General features: G+C 38.8%; 17 protein-coding genes and 2 tRNA genes. 16 read left to right on the top strand and 3 right to left on the bottom strand.

Features of this window, described 5'->3' with window-relative positions; genetic code table 11:
- On the top strand, window positions 1–646 hold a 646-nt coding region (locus tag HDT10_RS04825), incomplete at its 5' end, for a ShlB/FhaC/HecB family hemolysin secretion/activation protein (RefSeq protein WP_290880612.1).
- A 130-nt stretch (window positions 647–776) separates the two neighbouring features.
- Here the strand turns inward: HDT10_RS04825 and HDT10_RS04820 are convergent.
- Together HDT10_RS04820 and HDT10_RS04815 are read right to left on the bottom strand one after the other, a co-directional pair.
- A tRNA-Met gene (locus HDT10_RS04820) sits at window positions 777–853 on the bottom strand.
- A gap of 44 nt (window positions 854–897) precedes the next feature.
- A tRNA-Gln gene (locus tag HDT10_RS04815) sits at window positions 898–972 on the bottom strand.
- A 110-nt stretch (window positions 973–1,082) separates the two neighbouring features.
- Here HDT10_RS04815 and HDT10_RS04810 point away from each other — a divergent pair.
- The gene (locus tag HDT10_RS04810; RefSeq protein WP_290880610.1) at window positions 1,083–2,117 is read left to right on the top strand and encodes a bifunctional 3,4-dihydroxy-2-butanone 4-phosphate synthase/GTP cyclohydrolase II; all 1,035 of its coding nucleotides are present in this window, start codon (window positions 1,083–1,085) and stop codon (window positions 2,115–2,117) included.
- A gap of 187 nt (window positions 2,118–2,304) precedes the next feature.
- On the opposite strand, the gene HDT10_RS04805 is transcribed toward HDT10_RS04810, so the two are convergent.
- The gene (locus HDT10_RS04805) at window positions 2,305–2,913 is read right to left on the bottom strand and encodes a DedA family protein (RefSeq protein WP_290880608.1); all 609 of its coding nucleotides are present in this window, start codon (window positions 2,911–2,913) and stop codon (window positions 2,305–2,307) included.
- 96 nt (window positions 2,914–3,009) lie between these two features.
- Between HDT10_RS04805 and HDT10_RS04800 the strand changes: the two genes are divergently transcribed.
- The 14 genes from HDT10_RS04800 to HDT10_RS04735 all read left to right on the top strand — a co-directional run bounded on the left by HDT10_RS04800 (window position 3,010) and on the right by HDT10_RS04735 (window position 15,752).
- On the top strand, window positions 3,010–3,783 hold the full coding sequence (locus tag HDT10_RS04800; RefSeq protein ID WP_290880605.1) for a flagellar motor protein MotB: 774 nt from the start codon (window positions 3,010–3,012) through the stop codon (window positions 3,781–3,783).
- 108 nt (window positions 3,784–3,891) lie between these two features.
- On the top strand, window positions 3,892–4,512 hold the full coding sequence (locus HDT10_RS04795; protein ID WP_290880617.1) for a carbonic anhydrase: 621 nt from the start codon (window positions 3,892–3,894) through the stop codon (window positions 4,510–4,512).
- Window positions 4,513–4,515: 3 nt separating this feature from the next.
- Window positions 4,516–5,352: a 3-deoxy-8-phosphooctulonate synthase gene (gene kdsA / locus HDT10_RS04790; protein ID WP_290880603.1), complete on the top strand. Its 837-nt coding sequence runs from the start codon at window positions 4,516–4,518 to the stop codon at window positions 5,350–5,352.
- Window positions 5,339–5,809: a 6,7-dimethyl-8-ribityllumazine synthase gene (gene ribH, locus HDT10_RS04785; protein WP_290880601.1), complete on the top strand. Its 471-nt coding sequence runs from the start codon at window positions 5,339–5,341 to the stop codon at window positions 5,807–5,809. Before kdsA ends, ribH begins: the two co-directional genes overlap by 14 nt.
- The gene (gene nusB / locus HDT10_RS10225) at window positions 5,810–6,454 is read left to right on the top strand and encodes a transcription antitermination factor NusB (protein WP_367159063.1); all 645 of its coding nucleotides are present in this window, start codon (window positions 5,810–5,812) and stop codon (window positions 6,452–6,454) included.
- A 28-nt stretch (window positions 6,455–6,482) separates the two neighbouring features.
- Complete coding sequence (locus HDT10_RS04775; RefSeq protein WP_290880598.1) at window positions 6,483–6,773, top strand: glycosyltransferase; 291 nt, start codon at window positions 6,483–6,485, stop codon at window positions 6,771–6,773.
- Window positions 6,774–6,877: 104 nt separating this feature from the next.
- Window positions 6,878–7,573, top strand: a complete 696-nt coding sequence (pyrF, locus tag HDT10_RS04770; protein WP_290880597.1) for an orotidine-5'-phosphate decarboxylase — start codon at window positions 6,878–6,880, stop codon at window positions 7,571–7,573.
- Window positions 7,574–8,138: 565 nt separating this feature from the next.
- The gene (locus HDT10_RS04765) at window positions 8,139–8,786 is read left to right on the top strand and encodes a ferritin family protein (protein WP_290880594.1); all 648 of its coding nucleotides are present in this window, start codon (window positions 8,139–8,141) and stop codon (window positions 8,784–8,786) included.
- Between the two features lie 164 nt (window positions 8,787–8,950).
- Window positions 8,951–11,764, top strand: a complete 2,814-nt coding sequence (ccsA, locus tag HDT10_RS04760; RefSeq protein ID WP_367159062.1) for a cytochrome c biogenesis protein CcsA — start codon at window positions 8,951–8,953, stop codon at window positions 11,762–11,764.
- A 165-nt stretch (window positions 11,765–11,929) separates the two neighbouring features.
- Window positions 11,930–13,747 carry a threonine--tRNA ligase gene (gene thrS / locus HDT10_RS04755; protein WP_290880593.1) on the top strand — a complete coding sequence of 606 codons (1,818 nt, stop codon included), beginning with the start codon at window positions 11,930–11,932 and terminating at the stop codon, window positions 13,745–13,747.
- The gene (gene infC / locus HDT10_RS04750; protein ID WP_290880591.1) at window positions 13,744–14,259 is read left to right on the top strand and encodes a translation initiation factor IF-3; all 516 of its coding nucleotides are present in this window, start codon (window positions 13,744–13,746) and stop codon (window positions 14,257–14,259) included. The genes thrS and infC overlap by 4 nt, the downstream gene beginning before the upstream one ends.
- 24 nt (window positions 14,260–14,283) lie before the next feature.
- The gene (rpmI, locus tag HDT10_RS04745) at window positions 14,284–14,478 is read left to right on the top strand and encodes a 50S ribosomal protein L35 (protein ID WP_290880589.1); all 195 of its coding nucleotides are present in this window, start codon (window positions 14,284–14,286) and stop codon (window positions 14,476–14,478) included.
- A gap of 94 nt (window positions 14,479–14,572) precedes the next feature.
- On the top strand, window positions 14,573–14,926 hold the full coding sequence (gene rplT / locus HDT10_RS04740) for a 50S ribosomal protein L20 (protein ID WP_290880586.1): 354 nt from the start codon (window positions 14,573–14,575) through the stop codon (window positions 14,924–14,926).
- A gap of 76 nt (window positions 14,927–15,002) precedes the next feature.
- Entirely contained in the window at window positions 15,003–15,752 is a 750-nt protein-coding gene (locus tag HDT10_RS04735) for a hypothetical protein (protein WP_290880584.1), read from the top strand.
- The last annotated feature ends 302 nt before the right edge of the window (window positions 15,753–16,054 follow it).

Raw genomic sequence — 16,054 nt, 5'->3', positions numbered from 1 at the left:
TAGTTCTGCTTTGGGTGGAATGTATGCCGGAAAAATCAAGATTGAAGCAACCCAAAGCGGTATGGGCGTTAAAATAGATGGCAATCTCGTGTCTGATATGGAGCATTTGGAGATTACCGCAGACGGCGATATTGCGTTTAAGAATGTTGCGGCAAAAAATAATATTAAAGTGGTTTCAGAGTCGGGTTCTGTTGAACATAAAAAAGACGGCATAGTGCATACCGAACAAGATTTGATTATAATTGCTAGCAAAGATATTGCGCTTAATGGCACATCTTATGCCTCTAATGACATTTTAACAGAGGCAAACAAAAATTTAAACATTCAAGGGATTGCATTTGCCGACAACAATATCAATTTAACCGCACCTGTGCGTGGGTTTAGAAATGAGGGCATTCAAGGTGATAGCGGTTATTTGTGGCGTAATGATATAAGTTTCAATGCAGCAACCCTTGTTAAAAGCGACAATAAAATCTTAAAAGGCATAGACTTCGGACCTTTTATAGATTATGGTTATGTCCGTAGCAACCATAAAGACATTAATTCCGAAATTCTTTCTGGCGCAGGCGGCAAGATTTCATTCAAATATCGCTATTTTGACAGCTCTATTAGCTATGCTAATGTCTTAAAAAACCAAAGTGGATAAATGAAAATGAAGCCGTCTATTTATATGCTGGCTTGAATTTTAGCTTTAATTAAACTAATTGTCTAACAAGTCGGAAATTATTCCCAAATGATTTGGAATCGTTAAGTTTCTGTCGTGAATTTATTATCATTGGTAGCGGGGGGCGGATTTGAACCACCGACCTTTGGGTTATGAGCCCAACGAGCTACCGGGCTGCTCTACCCCGCGATAAAATTTATAACAAGATTATCTAATGTATGAAGTAAAATAAGTGGCTGGGGTACAAGGATTCGAACCTCGGAATGGTTGGACCAAAACCAACTGCCTTACCGCTTGGCGATACCCCAATAAAAAGCGAAATTATATCCCTTTTGGTTTGATTTGTCAATATGTTTTAAAGATTTCTTTGTTAAGTTTGTGATATACTTAAATCAAACATTAATAGAGGCTTAAAGTAATGAAAAACGAAGTATTTTTGCGCGTAGAAGAAGCAATCAAGGCAATCAAAAATGGAGAGATGATTATTATTATGGACGATGAAGACCGCGAAAATGAGGGGGATTTGGTAATAGCGGGAATCTTTAGCACACCAGAAAAGATTAACTTTATGGCGCAAGAAGCACGCGGATTGGTTTGTGTATCTATTACTAAAGAGATTGCAAATAAGCTTGATTTGCCCCCAATGGTAAGTCAAAATAGCTCCAATCACGAGACTGCTTTCACGGTTTCTATTGACGCTAAGGAAGCCAAAACAGGAATCTCCGCGTATGAACGCAATATGACGATTAGCCTAATGTGCAAGCCCAATGCCAAGCCAGAGGATTTTGTGCGACCGGGGCATATTTTCCCATTGATTGCTAAAGAGGGCGGTGTATTAGAGCGCACAGGGCATACAGAGGCAAGCATTGATATTTGTCAGCTTGCGGGGTTAAAGCCCATTAGTGTGATTTGCGAAATTATGCGTGAAGATGGATTAATGGCGGGGCGAGGGGATAAGTTTTTGAGTGAATTTGCGCAAAAACATTGTCTAAAGATTCTTTATGTTTCTGATTTGATTGAATATCGTTTGCAGTTTGAGCAATTAATCCAGCCTCTTGGGCGCAAAAATACTCAATTTCTAGGCGCACAGGCAGAAAAAATCCAATTCCAAGACCATTTGAATAGAATCCATACCGCCTTTGCATTTGGCAAACCTCAAGTTCCACTTGTCAAATTTCATACTATTAAAGAGGATTTGGAGCTTTTAGAAAACGAAAGTGCGTTTAGGGGGCTATTGAATGCGATAGAGAGGCTTAAAAATGAGGGGGGGTATTTGGTGTTTTTAAAAACTTGTGGTAGCAAAGACATTAAGGGTTTGGGGATTGGCGCACAGATTTTAAAAGCCCTTGAAGTCGTGGATTTCAAGCTTTTGAGTGTTTCACAAGGAGGCGAGCTAGAATATAGTGCCTTAAGTGGCTTTAACCTTAGAATCTTAGAAAGAATTGAGGTGTGAGAATGCAATGGGTCGCTATGAGAATTTTACGAATTGTCATTGCGAGGACTGCAAGGACGAAGCAATCTATAACCTAAAGTCTCACCTTTAAGCTTTTTGTGATTTTATTATTTGATTTGTTGAAAATCTAATATTGTAGATTGCTGCGCAAGTTTGCAAACTTGCTCGCAAGGACAATCCATAACCTTTAAATTCTGCCTTTCTTTTTGTGTTGTTGGAAATAAACATACCAAGCAACGAGACAGCACACAATCCCGATTAAGGTTGAAGTAACCCAATGCAAAGATTCTTTTAGGAGTGTTTCATTTTGTCCTAAAAAGTAGCCAAGTGTGGTTAGAATAGTCGTCCAAATGCCCGCACCTAAAGAAGTATAGAGGCAAAAGCGCACAAGGGGCATTTTGCCAAGCCCCGCAGGGAGTGAAATATACTGCCTCACGACAGGAATCAAACGTCCGCTAAAAGTAGAAATATGTCCGTGTTTGGCAAAGAAATTTTCCATTTTTATCATCGTCTTTTCATCAAAAAACACATATTTGCCAAATTTTATTAAAACCTCGCGTCCAAAGGAAAATGCCAAATAATAATTTAAGAGTGCGCCTGCGAGTGAGCCTAAAATACCGCAGAGAATCGCGATAAAGAAATTCATCTTGCCAAGATGCGCCAAAACTCCTGCGGGTATCATCACAACTTCGCTTGGAAAGGGGATAAAGCTACTTTCTAAAAACATTAGAAAAAAGATTCCAAAATACCCAAAGGAATGGATTGATTCTAGTAATAAATCCACAATCGCCTGCAAATTTTCCTCACAAATTCAAAAATTAAATAAGATTATAACTAAAATCAAGCTATAATCCCGCAATTTTAACTAAACTTGCGAGTTTAAGGGGAAAAAGTGGCGAAAAACAAATGTCCAGCTTGCGACTGCCCTCAAGGCGTTCCATTGTGGCTTGGAACTTATGGAGATATGGTTACTCTGATTCTGACATTTTTTATTTTGTTGCTCTCAATGGCGACTTTTGATACACAAAGAATCGCATTAGCTATCGGTTCTTTGGAGGGTTCTTTGGCGGTTCTTGAAAAGGGTTCGCAAACGCAAATCAATCCCCCCGCACTCGTGAAAGCCACACCAATGGAAACAGAAGTAGAAATGGACAATGTCGTCAATATTTTTGCAAGTTTGATTACAGACTATAATGAAGTCAATCGCATTTCTAATGGACCATCAGTAGAGCTAGAGGAAGCAGAGAAAGGAATCGTGATTAGAATCCCAGATGAGTTGCTTTTCAAAAGTGGAAGCGCGACTTTAGAGAATCCAAGCGGGATTGCGTTTCTTAAACGTCTTTCAATGGAATTTGCCAAGCTTCCTAATGCGGTGCTGATTAAAGCCATAGGACACACCGATAATATTCCTGTGCGCGAGGATTCTATCTTTGCGGATAATTTGGAATTGTCTATTGCGCGTGGGGTAAATGTCGCAGACCTTATTATTGCGCAAGGTGTGGCAAAAGCACGCGTGCTAGGGGGAGGAGAGGGAGAGTTTTCTCCTATTGCTAATAACGAGATTCCCTCAATGCGTGCGAAAAATAGACGCGTGGATTTGTATGTTTATAGCGTAGGTGAGGATTTATCTGCTGCAATGGAAAGCCTAACGAAAGTTACACCTTAAGGCGATGTAAGGATTATAATGTCTCAAAAGAATCAGACGCAAGAGGAAGCAAAAAAATCCGAAAATTTATCCCATAATTCTAAAGTCGCTTCTAATCCTCAAAACACGATTGATTTGCTCTTTGAAGGGGTGATTAAATTCAAAGAAGAAAATTTTTTAGCTTATAAAGAATTATTTGAAAATCTTAAAGAAGGACAGAATCCCCACACGCTTTTCGTGGGTTGTGCAGATTCTCGTGTCGTGCCAAATCTGATTACAAATACCTTGCCCGGAGAACTTTTTGTCGTGCGCAATATCGCTAATATTGTGCCCCCTTATCGCGCGACTGATGAATATTTGGCGACAACTTCGGCGATTGAATATGCGTTAGAAGAATTAAAGGTTGAAAATATCATTATTTGTGGGCATTCGCATTGTGGGGGCTGTGCGGCACTTTATGAGGAATCGCATTTTGTCAATATGCCCAATGTCAGAAATTGGCTCAAACTCATTGAACCTGTCAAGACGCAAGTGCTATCACTTAATCCAAAAACAACCGCAATGCGTAGCTTTTTGACAGAGCAAATCAATATTGAACGGCAGATTATGAATCTTTTTACCTATCCAAAAGTAAAAGAAAAATATCTCGCACGTACATTAAATCTCTATGGTTGGCACTATATTATAGAGAGTGGGGAAGTGTATAATTATGACTTCAAAAGACACGAATTTAATTTATTGAAAGGATAAAAAATGATAATCATCGCAGGTCCGTGTGTAATAGAAAATGATGAGATTTTGGAGGAAATTGCGGAATCGCTAAAGCCGCTTCAAGAGAATCAAAACATTGATTTTTATTTTAAAGCGAGTTTTGATAAAGCCAATCGGACGAGTTTAGAATCTTATCGCGGACCGGGACTTGAAAGAGGGTTAGAATCTCTAGCGAAAATCAAGGCAAAATTTGGTTACAAATTACTTACAGACATTCACGAAACGCACCAAGCAGCCCCTGCGGCAAAGGTTGTGGATATTTTACAGATTCCAGCTTTTTTGTGTCGTCAAACCGATTTGATTGTCGCAGCAGCACAAACAGACGCAGTGGTGAATATCAAAAAGGGGCAATTTATGAATCCCTCCGATATGAAATATTCTGTCCTAAAGGCTCTAAAAGTGCGCGCAAAGGCGCGAAATGAAGTCGTAGAGGAAGCGAATCTTGAAAATTCTTTAAAATACAAAGTTTGTCTAACAGAACGTGGAAGTAGCTTTGGCTATGGGAATTTGGTAGTGGATATGCGCTCACTAGCGATTATGCGAGAGTTCGCGCCTGTGATTTTTGACGCAACGCACGCGGTGCAGATGCCCGGCGGTTTGAATGGTAAAAGCGGGGGGGATAGTCGTTATGCTCCCTTACTTGCACGTGCCGCAACTGCAGTTGGGATTGATGGATTATTCGCCGAGACACATCTTAATCCGCAAAAGGCTTTGAGTGATGGTCCAAATATGCTTACGCCAAAGCAACTTTTAGGGCTTTGCGAGCAACTTTTAGAGATTCAATCTCTTTTAACAAAGGAAAATTATGCAAATCATTGAGGGAAATTTATCACTCTTAGGCGATGAGAAAATCGCCATTATTTCTAGTCGGTTTAATCATTTGATTACCGATAGGCTAGTGGAGGGTGCAAAGGATTGTTTTTTGCGTCACGGAGGGAGAGAGGAGAATCTCACGCATATTTTAGTGCCCGGAGCTTTTGAGATTCCTTTCGCATTGGAGAAAGTCCTCTCACAAGGAGATTATGACGGCGTATGCTGCTTGGGCGCAATCATTCGCGGGGCTACACCTCATTTTGATTATGTGAGTGCGGAGGCGACAAAAGGAATCGCAAATGTTACGATTCGTTATGGTGCGGCAGTAACCTTTGGCGTGCTGACAACAGATTCTATTGAGCAAGCCATTGAACGCGCAGGCACAAAGGCTGGTAACAAAGGCTTTGAATCTATGGCGGGTTTGATTGAGCTGATTAATCTTTATCGCAAAATAGGGGCATAAATGGCGACAAGAAGCCAAGTACGTGAAGTGGTGGTGCAACTTTTGTATGCCTATGGCAGCGGTAATGAGGGAATCTCAAAATTTATTGAGGAAATTTTAGAGGAACAAAAAATCAAGAATGCACAAAAGGATTTTGCATTAAAGCTATTTTCTGGCGCAGTTGAGAATCTCGAAGCCCTAGATTTGCGCATTACGCATCAGCTTAAAGATTGGGATTTCGGGCGCATTGGAGAGATAGAACGCGCGATTTTGCGGCTAGGGGCTTATGAGATTGTGTTTAGCAAGACAGACAAGGCAATCGTGATTAACGAGGCTTTGGAGATTGCAAAGAGCTTTAGTTATGAGTTATCGGCGAAGTTTATCAATGGTGTGTTAGACGGAATCGCAAAGAATAATGAACTACCCTTAGAGGAGATTAGAATCGCATTGGAGCAGCAAAGACTAGCCCAAAAAGCAGAGCGAAAAAGCCTTAAAGATTCCGAAGTTTTACAATCTAGCGAGACTCCTAAATCCAATGTCCCCAAGCATTCCAAACAAATCAAAAATCAGATGAAACCCAAACCCAAAAGGGATTCTAAAGACAAAAAAAGAGAATCCAAAAAAGATTTTGTCGCACACCGCAAGTCTTTTAAGAGGGCTAAATAAGGGAATGTCGCGAATTTTATTTTAAAGTTTGCCGAAGCCTGCCCCTAGAAGCGGAAAAGCTTTGTGCTTGGATTTGGATATGTTTATATTGTGTGATTTGAGAGAACTCTTTTCACTTTCTTTGCAAGACAAAATCGCTGCAGTGGCGGAAAGTTTGCATATTCACGCAATGGGCTTTAATTTTGGATTTGTTTTATTTAATGTCCAAGAGTGGAGAGCGCAGAATCTACAAGCTCAATCCATAGCCTTTTTGCAAACAAACAATCCTAAGTTTTCCGAACAAGACACTTTAAATGCAATGATTCCAAAATCATTTTAAGTGTTAGAATCGCAAGCGGCTAAAGAGAGTTGGAGTTCAAATCTTTTTTATTTTTTTAAAGTTATGATTGCAATCATATTATTTAAAAATCTCAAGGAGTTTCTATGAAGCTTTGTATCGCTCTAGATTTGCCAAGTGCAGAAGAAAATTTGGCTTTGCTAGAATCATTAAAGGACAAGGATTATCTGTGGGTAAAGGTGGGGTTGCGTAGTTTTATCCGAGATGGTAGGGCATTTTTGGAACAAATCAAAGCCATTAATCCGCTTTTTCGTGTTTTCTTGGATTTGAAGCTTTATGATATTCCTAATACAATGGGGGATAGCGTTGATGAAATAGCGAAGCTTGGGGTGGATATGATTACGATTCACGCAAGTAGTGGTGCAGAAGCGATGAAAGAGGTAGTAGAGCGTCTGAAAAAAATCCCAAATCCTCCTTTGGTAATGGCGGTAACTGCACTGACAAGTTTTGATGAAAAAAGCTTTTTTGAAATTTATCACACGGGATTGCAAACGCAAGTCTTGGAGTTTGCAAAACTCGCGAAAGAATGCAATATCAATGGCGTTGTTTGCTCTTGTGCGGAATCCAAAACAATCAAAGAGCAATTAGGAGCGGACTTTTTGACGCTTACTCCCGCGATTCGTCCTTTTGGTGAGAGTAGCGGCGACCAGAAGCGCGTAGCAAGCCTAGAGGACGCCAAGGAGGCGCAGAGTGATTTTATCGTTGTGGGGCGTCCGATTTATAAGGCGCAGAATCCTAAAGTAGTAGTGGAGCAGATTCTAAGGGAAATGCAGATTTCTTAGCATACTTTGCACTTTTTGCTATGTCCTTGCATACTTATAATTCTGCTATTGCGTCCTTGCGAGGACTGCAAGGACGAAGCAATCTATAATCTAAAATCTTGCCTTTAACTTTAAAGATTCCATTGTTTGAATTTACTGAAGCACATTATTATAGATTGCCACGCCTATAAATCGGCTCTCAATGACAGAAAATTAACCATTGCGTCATTGCGAGCAAGTTTGTAAAACTTGCGTGGCAATCCATAATTTAGAATTTCACCGATAGTTTAAAGATTCCATTGTTTAATTTATTTTTAAGTGCGTTATTATGGATTGCTTCGTCATTCGCTCTACTCATTCCTCACAATGACGCAAGTTGCATATTTCATTTATGCTAGATTATAAATTGCTACGATTCTTTGCGGAATCTCGCAAAGACATAAAAAATGCAAAATACCTTTAAAAATATTCACAATGACGCAAACCAAACCACAGCAGAATTACTCTAAAAATTAATGGATAAACTTTATTAATTAAAAATTTTATGCTATCATTTCACCCTAAATTTATTTGAAAGGATTGATTGATGAGGCAATACGAAACCTATAAATGCCAAAAATGCGGTAACGAAGTAGAGGTACAAAATATCGGTGGAGGTACATTAAGTTGTTGTGGAGCAGAGATGACCTGTATCACTACTGACTTAACAGCAGTTAATCTTATGAAAGCCTTTGCGGGTGAATCTATGGCGCGCAATAAATATGACTTGTTTGCCGATATAGCACAAGAAGAGGGTTGGCATAGAGTTGCCACACATTTCAAAGAGGCGGCAGAAAATGAAAAATGGCACGCAAGAGCAGAGTTTAAGGCTTATCATAAAATTGTAGATGGCAAAGAGTTAGAAATCACTGCAAAAAACTTACTCACTGCCGCGGAGGGAGAAAATTACGAACATACAACAATGTATCCAAATTTCTCAAAAATTGCCGAAGAAGAGGGTAAAAAAGACATTGCAAGGCTTTTTACTGCAATTGGTAAGGTAGAAGTAGAACACGAAAGAGAATATTTAGAACTCAAAAAAATGCTAGAAGAAGAGGGATTCTTTGAAAGTGGCAGCGAAGAAGTTTGGGTTTGTGAAATCTGCGGACATATCCACAGAGGCAAAAAAGCCCCCGGTGCGTGCCCACTTTGTAAGGCTTCACGCGAATACTTTAAACGCGAATTTTTAGGCTAATTTCTCTCTGCAATTAAGAATCATAAATCTTTTGGTTTTGTGATTCTTAAATTCTTTCATTTTTTGTTAATTTCTCATTTCATTTGCTTTTTGTTAATCAAACCTAAAAAACTTTAGGTAAAATGGCGATTTGATTTTGACTTGTTTAAAAAGGAATAAACCAAATGCAAAGATTTGTAAATGGTATCGTCAAAGGATTTTGTAGTTTTTTTGTTACATTTGTTTTATTGATTATCTATGGAAGTGCCTGTGCCGTAGCGACATTTGTAGAAAATGATTTCGGCACTCCTAGCGCAAAAGCATTAGTTTATAATACTGAATGGTTTGATTTATTGCATTTATTATTGGTATTAAATCTCATTGGCGTATTGATTCTATCTCGTGCGTGGCAGAGGAAAAAATACGCTTCGTTTTTATTTCATAGCTCTTTAGTGGTGATTTTTGTTGGTGCAGCAATTACGCGTTATTATGGATTTGAAGGTGTGATGCACATTAGAGAGGGGGAAAGAAGTAGCACGATAGAATCCCAAGAGGAATTTATTACGATTTTGGCAAAAATAGACGACAAACTCTACCGAGCCTTTTTCCCAACGACTATTACGCCTTTGGTGCAAAAGAAATTTAATCAAACTTTGCCTTTTGAGGATAGTCATCTCTCTGTGCAGTATTTGGATTATATCCCCGCAAAAGATAAAATGGAAATGGACAGGCTCAAAGTCAAGGTGAGTTTTAGAGGAGAAAGTCAAGAAATAGAAGTAACAAAAAATATTGATAAAGAACATACGATTCCTTTTTCCTTAGGCGGGATAAGATTCGCACTAGATTGGGGTAGCAGAATCGTAGCATTGCCCTTTTCTATTGAGTTAAAAGATTTTCAACTTGACCGCTATGCTGGCTCTATGAGCCCTTCTTCGTATGCTTCGGAAGTGGTAGTGATTGACCCGATGAAACAAGTGGAAATGCCTTATAAAATCTTTATGAATAATGTCTTGGATTATGGGGGATTCCGCTTTTTTCAGTCCTCTTATGATTTGGACGAGGGAGGCACGATTCTTTCTGTCAATCGCGACCCGGGCAAGATTCCAACTTACATTGGTTATACAATGCTAGTAATCGGGCTTTTGTGGGAATTTTTTGCCAAAAATGGAAGATTTACCCGTTTAAGTGCTTATTTAAAATCTCAAAATCTAGCAGTTGCCTTGGCTCTTGGGCTTAGCTTGAGTGTGCCCCTCTATGCTGGTGTTGATACTGCACAAGAGCAAAACGTACAGACTACAAATCCGCACACATTAGAGGAAATAGAAGCCGCGATTCCACCGATTACGAATGAGAGTATTTTGGATTTGATTAAGAATCTTAAAGAAAGAAGTGCAGAGCATTCTAAAAAGTTCGGAAGATTGCTAGTGCAAGACTTTGGCGGACGTATGAAACCTGTGGATACTTTGGCAATGGAATATGTGCATAAGATGACGAAAAAGGACGGCTTTTTAGGGCTTAGTAATATGGAATTATTCTTAGGAATGATGGTTTATCCTAATGAATTTAAAAAAGTGAAAATGCTAGCACTCTCTACCCCAAAACTCAAAGAAGTTATTGGAGTTAGCAAAGATGAGAAGTATATTGCCTTTGAAGATTTGTTTGTGGGAGAAACCTATAAACTTGCAAATTATTTAGAAGATGCAAACCGCAAAAAGCCTGCTATGCGAGATAAGTTTGACAAGGATGTCATCAGCGTAGATGAGCGCGTGAATGCTGCCTATCTCATCTATACCGCACAGGCTTTAAGAATCCTGCCCGACTTTAGCGGCGGAGAGGAAGAGTGGTTTGCCCCAAGTGATGCGATTGCTAGTTTTGATAAAGAGAGTGCAAGTCAGCTTCAAAAGCTTTTTGGCGCGTATTTTAATAGTTTTCATTATGGATTGGTTGAAAATAAATGGGAAAATGCAGATTTAGCCCTTGACGCATTAGAGAAAATCCAACAAAAATTTGGCGCAAACTTGATTCCACCGCAAACACAAATTGACTTGGAGATATTTTTGAATCATTACAATCTCTTTAAAAATCTTATGCCACTTTATTTACTATGTGGAATCGCACTTTTTGCGGTAGTGCTTGTGCAGATTTTTAGACGCAAAGCGGTAGATATTTTGGCAAGTCGTGCGCTTTATTGGGTGATTTCATTTTTGGTATTGCTCCACGCAGTTGCCTTAGGTATGCGCTGGTATGTGGGAGGACACGCACCTTGGAGTAATGCCTATGAATCTATGATTTATATTGCTTTTGCAGCAGGGATTGCGGGTGTAGTTTTCTTTAAGAAAAGTTATTTAGCCCAAAGTCTCGCAAGCTTTTTGGCTGGAATCGCACTCTTTGTGGCGCATTTAGGGTTTATGGACCCGCAAATTGGCAATCTAGTGCCTGTATTAAAGTCTTATTGGCTAAATATTCACGTCTCTGTTATTACTGCAAGTTATGGATTTTTGGGACTTTGCTTTATGCTTGGTGCGCTCACTCTGCTATTGTTTATTTTTAGAAGTGCAAAATATCCCGAATTAGACCGCACGATTTTGACGCTACATACTATTAATGAAATGGCGATGATTCTAGGGCTTGCAATGCTGACAATCGGGAATTTTTTAGGGGGTGTATGGGCAAATGAATCTTGGGGGAGATATTGGGGGTGGGACCCAAAAGAAACTTGGGCTTTGATTTCTATTGTTGTGTATATTATCGTCTTGCACGCAAGGTTTGTCCCCAAAGGAGATAACCCCTATGTATTCGCTGCATTGAGTGTGATAGCATTCTATTCTATCTTAATGACTTATTTTGGTGTGAATTTTTATCTCTCTGGATTGCATTCTTATGCCGCAGGAGACCCATTATCGATTCCCGTATTTTTGTATTATTTTGTGGGTGGGACGATTTTACTTATTATCTTGGCTGCGCGTAAAGGAGACTTGGCTTCCCCAAAACTTCCATAAAGGAAGCCAAATCTTTTGTGAGAAAACCTCTCAAGCAGTCTAAGAATTTGCACTTGTCTTTATGGGGATAGATTCTTAAGATAAGGATTCTTGTCTTTTAAGCGTTAATTTCTGATTTTTTTGCTATAATCTACCTCATTTTTTAATAAGTAAGGGCAAGATTTTATGTCTGAAATCATTGGTATCAGAGCAAACAACACCATTTATGATACACAAAGCGCGGAAGAATTAGGCTTGAGGGGCGAGCCAATTTATTTTGATAATTCTGAAGATTCGCTTGCTATTATGCGTCATACTTGCGCACATTTAATGGCAGAAGCGATTAAAGCACTTTATCCAGAGGCACAATTTTTCGTAGGTCCTGTGGTAGAAGAGGGATTTTATTATGATTTTCGCGTGAATCAAAAGATTAGCGAGGAAGATTTAAGCACGATAGAATCCAAGATGAAAGAAATCGCTAAAAAGGGCGAAAGAATCATCAAATATCATCTTAAACGCGAGGAAGCAATTACAAAATTTCAAAACGATGATTTAAAGCAAGCGGTAATTAGCAAGATTCCATTAGGCGATGGGACTTTGAGTATTTATGCTCAAGGGGACTTTGAGGATTTATGTCGCGGTCCGCATTTGCCAACTTTAAAACTGCTAAATGCTTTTAAACTCACAAAAATCGCAGGTGCGTATCTTGGGGGCGATGAAAAAGCTGAAATGCTGACAAGAATCTATGGGATTGCTTTTGCGGATAAAGAATCTCTGAATCAATATGTAAGACAATTAGAGGAAGCCAAGAAACGCGACCATAGAAAAGTGGGCGTGGAAATGGAGCTTTTTACCTTTGATGAGGAGATTGGTGCAGGGCTTCCGATTTGGCTACCCAAAGGGGCAAGATTGAGAAGGAATCTTGAAAATCTCTTAACGCAAGCGTTGATTGAGAGAGGATATGAACCTGTACGTGGTCCTGAAATCCTTAAAAGTGCTGTTTGGAAAACAAGCGGGCATTATGCAAATTATGGCGAAAATATGTATTTTACAATCATTGATGAGGTGGAATATGGCATCAAGCCTATGAATTGTGTGGGGCATATTAAGGTTTATCAAAGCGCGTTACGCAGTTATCGTGAATTGCCTTTGCGATTCTATGAATATGGTGTCGTGCATCGCCACGAGAAAAGCGGCGTATTACACGGGCTATTGCGTGTGCGTGAATTTACGCAAGACGATGCGCATATCTTTTGTCGTCCAAGCCAAATTGCGACAGAAGTGAAAAATATCATTGATTTTACTCAAAAAATTATGAATGCTTTTGGGTTTAGCTATGAAATGGAAATCTCCACGCGTCCTTTGAAATCCATTGGTAGCGAGGAAGTATGGGAGCAAGCAACTGATGCGCTTAAGAGTGCTTTAAGCCAATGTGGAATCCCTTATAAGATTGACGAAGGGGGAGGGGCGTTTTATGGTCCTAAGATTGATATTAAAATTACTGATGCTATTGGGCGCAAATGGCAATGTGGCACAGTGCAGATTGATATGAATCTACCTGAACGTTTTGATTTGACTTATACTGATGAAAACAACACTGCACAGCAGCCTGTGATGATTCATCGTGCGATTTTGGGGAGTTTTGAACGTTTTGTTGCGATTTTGACGGAACATTTCGGAGGAGAATTTCCATTTTTTGTCGCTCCAACACAAGTGATTATTATCCCTATTGGTGAAGCACAGAATGTTTATGCGCAAGAATTACGTAATACACTCTTAAAATATGGCGTGTATGCAGAAATTGAGGACAAAAACGAGACGCTTAATAAAAGGATTCGTAATGCAGAAAAGCAAAGAGTTCCTATTATCGCGGTATTAGGTGCTAAGGAAATGGAGGAAAGAAAGATAGCGGTTCGTAATCGCCGCACGAAAGAACAATCAAATGTAAATTTTGATGATTTTATTAAATTTAGCAAGGAGAAAATGCGTGAGGTTAGCTTTTGAGTAAAAATGATGAGATAGTCCTCAATGAGGAGATAGATTTTCCAGAAATTCGTTGTGTAGGAGATGATGGTGAGCAATATGGGCTTATGAGCTCGGAAGAGGCTTTGAGGATTGCTGATAGTAAAGGCTTGGATTTGGTGTTGATTGCTCCAGATGCGAAGCCTCCGGTATGCAAGATAATGGATTATGGAAAATTCCGCTATCAACAAGAAAAAAAGCAAAAAGAAGCCAAGAAAAAACAAAAACAAATTGAAATCAAGGAAATTAAGCTTTCCGTAAAGATTGCGAGCAATGACATTAATTATAAAGTCAAACACGCAAGAGAATTTTTAAAGGAAAATAAACATGTGCGATTCCGCGTATTTTTGCGCGGACGCGAAGTTAGCGAGCCTCAAGCGGGTTTTGAAGTGCTCAATAAAGTCGCTTCAATGCTTGAAGAAGTTGCAAATATTGACAGAGATTATAAGGTAGAAGGTCGTTATGTCAATATGCTTGTAACGCCCAAAAAATAATTTATCTTATGAAAGGAGAAAGCAATGCCAAAGATGAAAACAAATCGTGGCGCAGCCAAAAGATTCAAGCTCAAAAAGAATCTTATTAAACGCGGTTCGGCTTTTAAAAGTCATATTTTGACTAAAAAGCGTCCAAGAAAAATTGCAAATTTGAATGCGCCAAAATATGTTCATGACGCAAACATTGAATCAGTTAAAAAACTGCTTTGTATGCGATAGGTTTAGAAGTTTCATACACAAAAGTATGTCATTCCCCAATGTGTTTGGGCAAGTCTGGTAGAAATACCACACCACAATATGGTAAAGGATTAAAATGGCAAGAGTCAAAACAGGTGTTGTGCGAAGACGCCGCCACAAAAAAGTTTTAAAGTTAGCGCGTGGATTTTATAGTGCAAGACATAAGCATTTCAGAAAGGCTAAAGAACAGCTAGAACGTAGCTTATGTTACGCATTTCGTGATAGAAAGCAAAAGAAAAGAGACTTCAGGAAGCTTTGGATTGTGAGAATTAATGCAGCTTGCAGAATCAATGCAATCAGCTATTCAAGATTTATGTTTGGGCTTAAAAAAGCAGGCATTGAACTAGATAGAAAAATCTTAGCGGACATTGCAATGAATGAGCCAGCCGCATTTGCAAAAATTGTTGAGAGTGCAAAAAAGGCACTTTAAGCCTTAAGGATTCCTAATTTGGAATCCTTGAATTTTTTGGAATTAATATAAAATGTTAATTTTAAAGGATTCTTTTATGTTAAAGAAAATCGCTTTTATCTCTGTGTTGTGGGCTAGTTTCGTGGGTATGAATGCGAGTGCAGAAATGCTAATCAAACAAGATTTGAGTGTCAGTGTAGAAGTGGAAGCTACGAAATATACAAGTTCCATTGTGATTAGAGGAAGTGAGACTTTAAGAAAACTTAAAGATTTGAGCTTGGATAATAAAAATGCTATCATTAAAACCTACAATGATATTAACGAATCTTTGGGCAAAGAGAGTATTTGCGAGGGTGGGAGCTTCAAGATTGAACCAATTTATGAATATAGAAATGGTAAGAAAATCCAGAATGGATTTGAAAGCCATTATGATTTAAATTGCGAATTTAATGAGGAACAAAAAGGCGATTATGACAAAATTCTTCGCAAAATTGAAAGCGAAGTAGGAAAAAATCAATATCTACTCTTCACACTTCCAAGCATCAAGAAAGCATTAGATGAAAAATTGCTTACAAAAATTGATGAGCAATTAAATGTCAAGTTATTAGAACTTGCCTTACAGAAAGCCAAAGAATACTCTAGTCTTGCAAGACAAAAATGTAGCATTAAGGAAATCAATCTAGGTGCGCTAGCGCAACAAGAAAGAGCAATGCCTACTTTAATGAAAGCTTCTTTAAATGCCGCAAGAGATATGGTAGTCGAGGAGGAGCTAGACAATGTGAGCCTACCGACTGCTAGAAATACACAAAAAACAGCAAATGGAAAGGTTGTCTTTAGCTGTCGTTAAAATCTGTCTTTAATTTTTAGCTTATGGATTGCCTAAAGTTGCACGACTTTTTGTAATGTGGCAGGAAATGTCGTTATAGGCGAAGCAATCCATAACTTTAATTTCATCTTAGGGATTCCATTGAAAATTTATTTTAGCTTATATTATGCAAGTTAAAAATCTTGTTTGCAATGATATTCAATTATTCCAAATATTCTGAAATGTCTTTTTTAGAAGTTTTCCACTCTCCAATACTTTGCCATTTTGCGAGATTGCAAAAGCGACAAAAGGGAATGGGTTTGGCTAGGAATTGCAAAATCTCG

The sequence above is a fragment of the Helicobacter sp. genome (genome assembly GCF_014799995.1).
Taxonomy (GTDB): domain Bacteria; phylum Campylobacterota; class Campylobacteria; order Campylobacterales; family Helicobacteraceae; genus Helicobacter_D.
This window is presented reverse-complemented; position numbering and strand designations above follow the sequence as displayed.

Excerpts from the sequence above, each read along its gene's own strand:
- kdsA (WP_290880603.1), top strand. The coding sequence starts at position 4,516 with ATGATAATCATCGCAGGTCCGTGTGTAATAGAAAATGATGAGATTTTG.
- thrS (WP_290880593.1), top strand. The coding sequence starts at position 11,930 with ATGTCTGAAATCATTGGTATCAGAGCAAACAACACCATTTATGATACA.
- HDT10_RS04765 (WP_290880594.1), top strand. The coding sequence starts at position 8,139 with ATGAGGCAATACGAAACCTATAAATGCCAAAAATGCGGTAACGAAGTA.
- rpmI (WP_290880589.1), top strand. The coding sequence starts at position 14,284 with ATGCCAAAGATGAAAACAAATCGTGGCGCAGCCAAAAGATTCAAGCTC.
- pyrF (WP_290880597.1), top strand. The coding sequence starts at position 6,878 with ATGAAGCTTTGTATCGCTCTAGATTTGCCAAGTGCAGAAGAAAATTTG.
- rplT (WP_290880586.1), top strand. The coding sequence starts at position 14,573 with ATGGCAAGAGTCAAAACAGGTGTTGTGCGAAGACGCCGCCACAAAAAA.
- ccsA (WP_367159062.1), top strand. The coding sequence starts at position 8,951 with ATGCAAAGATTTGTAAATGGTATCGTCAAAGGATTTTGTAGTTTTTTT.
- nusB (WP_367159063.1), top strand. The coding sequence starts at position 5,810 with ATGGCGACAAGAAGCCAAGTACGTGAAGTGGTGGTGCAACTTTTGTAT.
- ribH (WP_290880601.1), top strand. The coding sequence starts at position 5,339 with ATGCAAATCATTGAGGGAAATTTATCACTCTTAGGCGATGAGAAAATC.
- HDT10_RS04735 (WP_290880584.1), top strand. The coding sequence starts at position 15,003 with ATGTTAAAGAAAATCGCTTTTATCTCTGTGTTGTGGGCTAGTTTCGTG.
- HDT10_RS04810 (WP_290880610.1), top strand. The coding sequence starts at position 1,083 with ATGAAAAACGAAGTATTTTTGCGCGTAGAAGAAGCAATCAAGGCAATC.